The sequence below is a fragment of the Nostoc sp. PCC 9305 genome, assembly GCF_963920915.1.
GTDB lineage: Bacteria > Cyanobacteriota > Cyanobacteriia > Cyanobacteriales > Nostocaceae > Nostoc.
In genome coordinates, this window is record NZ_CAWUDN010000008.1 from 120599 (window position 1) to 127401 (window position 6803).

The following is a 6803-nucleotide window of genomic DNA, read 5'->3' on the forward strand; positions in this document are numbered from 1 at the left end:
AGATAGTTATCAAATACAAAAACTACTTTGGTAATTCTCAAAATAATCTCGGTTACGCTCCTCATAATACCTATACTCGCTATAAGGCTTGTAGCGGCTTGTTGTCTGAGTTAATTTTATCTTAATATAGCTCTAGCTGATTAAAGTGATGCGATGGAGGATGGTAAGGTATCTAGGTCTTTCTCTTTATCCGCTTCTGTAAATGTTTCTATACTTACACCCTTCCAAGGGAAGTTAAAATCTGGCTGAATATTTTTGAGTTCATTAATGGATTTTAAGAAGAAATCTTTAATAGCAGATAACTGGTTTTCTTGAGATAAAAACTCTTGTAAGCTTTTTCGATAAAAAATAGCTGAACAATCTGGCAAGATGGTTAAATTCTCAGGAGTCCATATATTAGGCTGATCGTTAATTACTTTGTGCATGGATTCAATAATTTTTGGGCGTTCTACAAAATTACCGTAAACCTCTAAACATATACCTAGATATGGATATTCCGTAAAATTATCTGGATTTAAATTAAAATATCCAAGACCACACCAAAAATTATCGCCTGAAAACTTAGTATAGATAATATATCTACTGTACCATCTCCATTGAGTCATACTTGTACTTGCTATTGGCTTGATCAGACCTCCAAAAGCTAGCTTGAATTTTTGCTGTACTTCTTCATTGAGAGTTGATTCCATAAGATTGAGAGTTTTGTTAAAATTCATCATTGTCAATAAGTCAACTGATGAAAATTGATTATTCTGAGACATTTTGTTATTCCTCATGAAAATTAATATTTCTTGGGCTAAGATATCAGTGGCGTGTTGTTGTAAGCTGGCATAAAATTGATGCCATCTCAATTGATAAAAACTTACTTTTGGTTCTAAATTAAATGCTGGAGTTTTTATTTCTTCTTTTGGGTCATAATCACGGGTGATGTAAATTAAAATTCGATGTCTAACATTTGGTAAGTTACTCAAAATCTCAGCATATTTTTCTAATTGTCGCCATCCTTCTGTAGAGCCAATTTTTGATTCAATAAATATTACATCTGTGCTTAAACCAGTTGAAAGTTCAACCACAATATCAAGTCTACTATCCTCAGTATGGATCGCCAGTGCTTGATGTTCTTGTTGAGTTGAAATCTTGATGCTGGAATATTTATCATCACCGATAATTGAGTGATGTTTTAGCCAATTAAGTAAAATATCATTATTCAGGGACAAAAAATAAGCAACAATCTCAGTAAAAAAATCTTCACGCGGTTTACTTGCTGAATGCAGATTGAGTAAATTGGTAAATAAAGACATTTATTTTTAAGTATTGAAAGTAATTTCAAAAAAGCAAATATATCCGGCGATTAGAAATCGCGGCTACACAAACAAAGTCCGCCTACGCGGACTCTAAGAAGTTGAAACTCAGGGAGGTAGGTTTTGTCTGTATGCCGCGAATTCCATTTGCCAGGGCAGGTTTTTATAAGTTCTGTTTGTATTCGTTATTACTAGCGTTGCAGCAGTTATAACTTAGCCGATCGCAGTTTGACAAGAGTGCTATACAAACTATACTTACAACAAATAGGGGTAAAAATTTTACCCCTAAAAAATAGTGTATTAATTTTAAGAATAGCTAGAGAAGTTTATTACTCTGAAGTTAAGTGACTTTCTAGCAAAGTTGCGATCGCATCAGGATGAATATTCTTGTATTTCTTTTTACCAAGCTGTAAAACACAGTTGGGGGCGCTGCCACAGCATTTTTGGCAACTTGTATGTTCAATAGTAACTTTGTCTAATAAACCGCGATCGCACAAAGTTTTTTCTAATTCTGATAATAAACCTTTACCACCACGTTTCAGGCAACCGCCCTTTTGACATACCATAATCCTCGCTTTGGGTTGAGGTGGTAACTCTTGCTTTGGACACACATCAATTGGTGTTACTCGATAGGCTTTAATTTTAATTTTACTTGTGCGCGAGTCTATCTCACTATGACCACAAACGCGAATTTGCTGGCCAGGAACTAAGGATGAACTTAGTAAACGGCGTAACTCTTTAGGCAGTTTAATTTCCACATCTCCAGATGGAACTGCCAATTGCATATATTTATATTTTCCTGGTTCACCACCAACAAAACCTAGTAACTGTCCCTCAAGGTTCAATTCTGATAACGTCAAATACTTGTTACCCATGATTGATAAAAATTTAGGAGTGGGGACTTAAAAGTGAAGAGTTAGGAGTGAGGAGTTAGGAGTGAGGAGTTAAAATGAGGAGCTAAGAGTTAATAATTCATAACTCTTAACTCATAACTATTAACTTCCAACTCATAACTCTTAACTCCTAACTGTTTTTAAGCTAGGCGTTTAGCTTCTACTGTTTGAGGTAAATTTGCTGTGTCTGGCAAATCACGAAATTCTAATTCCCAACCATTTGCTAGGGTGAGAATTTTGCCATCATTTCCATCGGTTTGTTTGACTACTTCTTCTTCCAGGTCTTTTTTAGCAACGTAAACTACTAAAGTGCCGGCATCATTCATCCGTAGCATTACTTTCATGAGATTCCTCAACCGATTCTAGTTCTTTTTTCTTGCAGCCGACGACAAACCCTGTTTCTAAGAAATGCACAGCATATATATAGGAAGTCTGCAAATATGTGCCTATACTCGCTATGTAACCGATATCTCCCTTGTTAACTAAAACTTGGCCGACTTCCTTACCGGGAAAGGTACCATCGTTTTTTAGCAGTTTACGAACTCTGACTTTTTCACCGATTTCAAAAGCGGGTGGCAAGTTTAGTTCTAATTCATCGCGTTGCATGAGAGTACCTCTGTTCTCTGACCAAATTCAACAATTCTTCTGTCGTCAAACTGCGTTTTTTCTGTACCGATTGATGGCGTACTGCGTCTAAAACAGATTGGGTTTCTTGAGAGTTCAAGAAAATTCCATGCTGTTCTAGCAAGTTAGCAACTAAATGCCGTCCAGAATGTTTACCTACTACTAAACGCCGTTCCCAACCCACTTCTTCAGGAGCAAATGGTTCGTAGGTAATGGGATTTTGCAATACTCCGTGAGCATGGATGCCAGATTCGTGAGCAAAGGTATTTTCCCCAACGATCGCTTTCCAGGGTGGTACATCGGCTCCTGATGCGGCTGCAACTAGTTGAGAAAGTTCCAGCAAACTGGGTGTGTCAATGCCCAAATCAACGCCGTAGATGCGTTTGATCGCCATGACAACTTCTTCTAATGCTGCATTTCCTGCCCGTTCACCCAATCCGTTGACTGTGGTATTCACTGATGAGGCTCCAGCTTTAATACCCGCAAGAGCGTTAGCAGTTGCCAGACCAAAATCATTATGCGTGTGGATTTCTAGGGGAATCGTCAACGCGGAAACCAGCCTTTGGACTTTGGTGTAGGTGGTGAAGGGGTCGAGAACTCCTACGGTGTCGCAGAAACGGAAACGGGATGCACCCCATTCTTGGGCATAAAGTGCTACATCTAAGAGGAAGTTTTCATCAGCCCTGGAAGAATCTTCTCCGCCGACTGCTACCCAAAGACCCTGATCGAGGGCGAAGTTGATGGAGTCTTTGAGTTTTTGTAAACTTACTCGCCACTGACCATGAAATTTAGTGGCTATTTGGATACCAGAGACGGGAATGGCAATATGCACCCGGTTCAAACCACAGGCGATGGAAGCCTTGATATCTGAGATGACAGCACGGTTCCAGCCCAAGAGTTTTGCTTGTAAACCTAAGTCAGAGATTGCAGCGATCGCACGGGTTTCTTCGTCGCCCATTGCCGGTATACCCACTTCTAATTCGGGTATACCAATAGCATCGAGAAACTTCGCGATCGCTACTTTTTCTTGTAGAGTAAAGGCAACACCTGCTGCTTGTTCGCCATCACGTAATGTAGTGTCATTAATTATGATTTGATTCATTGCAAATATCCCTCTCTTGGAAGTATTCTTAATATCCTTTCCCTCTACAATCCCTCGTGATGGTAAATGCTAAAAATATCACAATTCATAATGTAGGATACATGATCCTTAATTATTGCCCCATTATTAGCATCACATCTGTATGGCAGGGAACTAAATCAATGTATAATTTACTAATCGTTTTTACCGATGTCAGTTGAAATGTCTTCGAGTAGCAATGAACTAATATAACTATTAGCAAATCCCGAACAAAGTAATACACAGAAGCCAGCAATTAAGGATGTAATCATCTTCGTAACCTCATCTTTTCTAATGTATATGGGTGTAAATGAGGCAGGTAATGGTACTCAGAGCTACAGGATTTCAATTAACTAACTTTGGTCTGCGAGCCAATCAAATATCTTTCCTAGCTGTTCTAAATCAACGAAACCATACTGCCAGAGAAGCATTGGGAGCGGGCCATTTTCTAATTCACGGTGTCGCAGAGCTACAGCAATATCAGCATTTGAAAGTTCAAGTTCATTGTGCAAAAAATTGAGTAGTTTTATATCTCTGTTCCGAGTCGCCATAATTGATTGAACTTTCAATTTCTTAATTTGGGAAAAAGTTAAAAATTAGAAATTCCAATTTATATTTAGGAATTTCGCCTTTTTAATTGTTGCTATATGTCAGGGAAGTTTCAGATTTAGTAGACCCAACAAAATCTAAACTCCGTCTAATCCATCTCAGTCTGCAACAAATTCTGCTAGCGGACAGTAGCTTCAAACTCTAAACCTATTTGAGCTTTGTGCATCTATGAACAAAAAGGATAAAGTCCAGTACTTGCGTCATGAATTCAAGATTAATCGTGCCTAAATTAGGTCTTTTTGAAATAATCATGACTCATCACTGTAACGCCAGCAACGCTCTAGCCATTCTAATAATTCGTGACGAGAAGCAAGAAGTTGCATAACTGTACTACGAATTAGAATTACTTCGAGCAAATTGTTCACTTGCACCCGTAAAGAACCATCGGGGGGACAAGAGCAATTAATTTTTAACTCTTGCAAACGGTGATAGATTCGCCAGCGATCGCTCAAAGGAATCTGCAAAACGTGATTTGTCATTTGTCATTTGTCCTTTGTCCTTTGTCAGTTGTCAGTTGTCCTTTGTCCTTTGTCATTTGCTAATGACCAATGACCAATGACTAATGACTCTTGACTTGTAAAGTTTGCAGTTGTTTTTCGAGTTCTTCGATGCGCGAGAGCAAAGAACGAATCACGCTTGCTTCCACATCGGGTAGCTTTCCATGTTCTAGAGGAGAAAGGCTGGCACTTTCGTTGCGAGAAATAATCCGACCAGGGATTCCCACAACAGTGCGATCGCTGGGGACATTCTGCAAGACAACGGAACCTGCGCTAATACGGACGCGATCGCCAATTTGCAGATTACCCAAAACTTTCGCACCCGCCCCAATCACTGCATTTTTGCCGACTGTGGGATGACGCTTACCAGTTTCTTTACCAGTTCCGCCAAGGGTGACGCCCTGGTAAATCAGTGTATAGTCGCCGACGATCGCAGTTTCGCCAATGACTACTCCCATTCCGTGGTCGATAAACACGCCCTCACCAATCTCTGCACCTGGGTGAATTTCAATACCTGTCAAAAATCGCCCCAAATGAGAAATTAAGCGGGGGATAAAACCGACTCCTCGACAATGTAACCAGTGAGCAAGACGATGCAAACATAGCGCGTGCAATCCAGGGTAGCAAAACACCACTTCTAGCCAATTACGTGCTGCGGGATCGCGCTCAAAAATAATGCGAAAATCACTCAATAATGGCTCAAAAAAAACGCCAGAGAGAAGATTTTTCAGCATGGATGTACGGGCAGAATCCTGCATTTTGGTACTTGGGGGATCGCTAATACTGTCTAAAGACTGTTGCATCGGTAATGTCTATCTGGTAAAAGAGTCATCTGCTATTTTTATGCTTATATCAGGTGACTTCCAACTCGATAGAAAACCCAATGCTGATTGGATTTATTGGATTGATTGAAGTTGTACTCAAACGCCGAAACCCCGACTCTAGATAAACTTAAAATTTATCTTGGGGTAGGGGCACTAGTATTTAATGATGGGGGTACTAGTATTTTTGGGACAGGGGTTAAGAATTTATGTTCGCGCTACAAGAAACTTTACCCGTAAGCATTTGCTAAGATTTTATCAAGATATTTTGCAATATATTAAGCTGTACTCAGATGCACTCAAATATGAATTTGGTAAGGCTATAAATCTATTTTCTGTATATCCTATTACTATTAGTATCTTATTATTTGGATAGGCGAAAGACAGGTTTCTTTATTTTCTTTTATGATTTGCTGTCTGTATGTATGTATACGTTTCAAAATATAGTTATCGCTCATCGTAACTGTTTTCTTATTATATAGATGTGTGGGGATAGCGATGCCTTCGGCAAGCCGCTTCGCGTCTACGCAAAATCTTAGAACAGCAGAATAGGTAAATGTTCTCATAGCAATTAGACTTATTGCATGAATCAAAAGCCCTCACCCTAAATCCCTCTCCCAAGCTTGCTACGGTGTATACACAAGTCTTCTAGAGTTGCGCCACAGGCTTTTGATCCCCCCTAACCCCCCTTAAAAAAGGGGGAACTAGAGTCAAAGTCCCCCAATTTATCGGGGGATTTAGGGGGATCTTCAACGATTTTGGTTTTATACAAAGATGTGTGTACACCGTAGCCAAGCTTGGGAGAGGGACTTTGAATTTGTCTCCCCTTCTCCCAAAATTGGGAGAAGGGGTTGGGGGATGTAGCAAGATCCCGCAGGGTGGGCTAGTACAGCACGGCGGAAATAAGCCAAGTATTAGATGGCCAAGACTTTACCCTT

The 6803-nt window shown here is 39.7% G+C and carries 8 protein-coding genes; all 8 read right to left on the minus strand.

Going from position 1 to position 6803, the window contains the following annotated elements:
- Positions 1-140 precede the first annotated feature (140 nt).
- Entirely contained in the window at positions 141-1301 is a 1161-nt protein-coding gene (locus ACM0OX_RS05275; protein ID WP_414513622.1) for a PD-(D/E)XK nuclease family protein, read from the minus strand.
- A gap of 329 nt (positions 1302-1630) precedes the next feature.
- Positions 1631-2176: a (2Fe-2S) ferredoxin domain-containing protein gene (locus ACM0OX_RS05280; RefSeq protein WP_414513624.1), complete on the minus strand. Its 546-nt coding sequence runs from the start codon at positions 2174-2176 to the stop codon at positions 1631-1633.
- A 158-nt stretch (positions 2177-2334) separates the two neighbouring features.
- Positions 2335-2538, minus strand: coding sequence for a putative nitrogen fixation protein NifT (gene nifT / locus ACM0OX_RS05285; protein ID WP_114083693.1), 204 nt, complete (start codon positions 2536-2538; stop codon positions 2335-2337).
- Complete coding sequence (locus ACM0OX_RS05290; protein ID WP_069070441.1) at positions 2513-2800, minus strand: nitrogen fixation protein NifZ; 288 nt, start codon at positions 2798-2800, stop codon at positions 2513-2515. Before ACM0OX_RS05290 ends, nifT begins: the two co-directional genes overlap by 26 nt.
- Positions 2787-3920, minus strand: coding sequence for a homocitrate synthase (nifV, locus tag ACM0OX_RS05295; RefSeq protein ID WP_335179481.1), 1134 nt, complete (start codon positions 3918-3920; stop codon positions 2787-2789). Before nifV ends, ACM0OX_RS05290 begins: the two co-directional genes overlap by 14 nt.
- 371 nt (positions 3921-4291) lie before the next feature.
- Positions 4292-4489 carry a DUF2949 domain-containing protein gene (locus ACM0OX_RS05300; protein WP_094349915.1) on the minus strand — a complete coding sequence of 66 codons (198 nt, stop codon included), beginning with the start codon at positions 4487-4489 and terminating at the stop codon, positions 4292-4294.
- Between the two features lie 306 nt (positions 4490-4795).
- Complete coding sequence (locus ACM0OX_RS05305) at positions 4796-5026, minus strand: Asr1405/Asl0597 family protein (RefSeq protein ID WP_069070444.1); 231 nt, start codon at positions 5024-5026, stop codon at positions 4796-4798.
- Between the two features lie 80 nt (positions 5027-5106).
- Positions 5107-5847: a serine O-acetyltransferase gene (cysE, locus tag ACM0OX_RS05310; protein ID WP_414513628.1), complete on the minus strand. Its 741-nt coding sequence runs from the start codon at positions 5845-5847 to the stop codon at positions 5107-5109.
- Positions 5848-6803 lie beyond the last annotated feature (956 nt).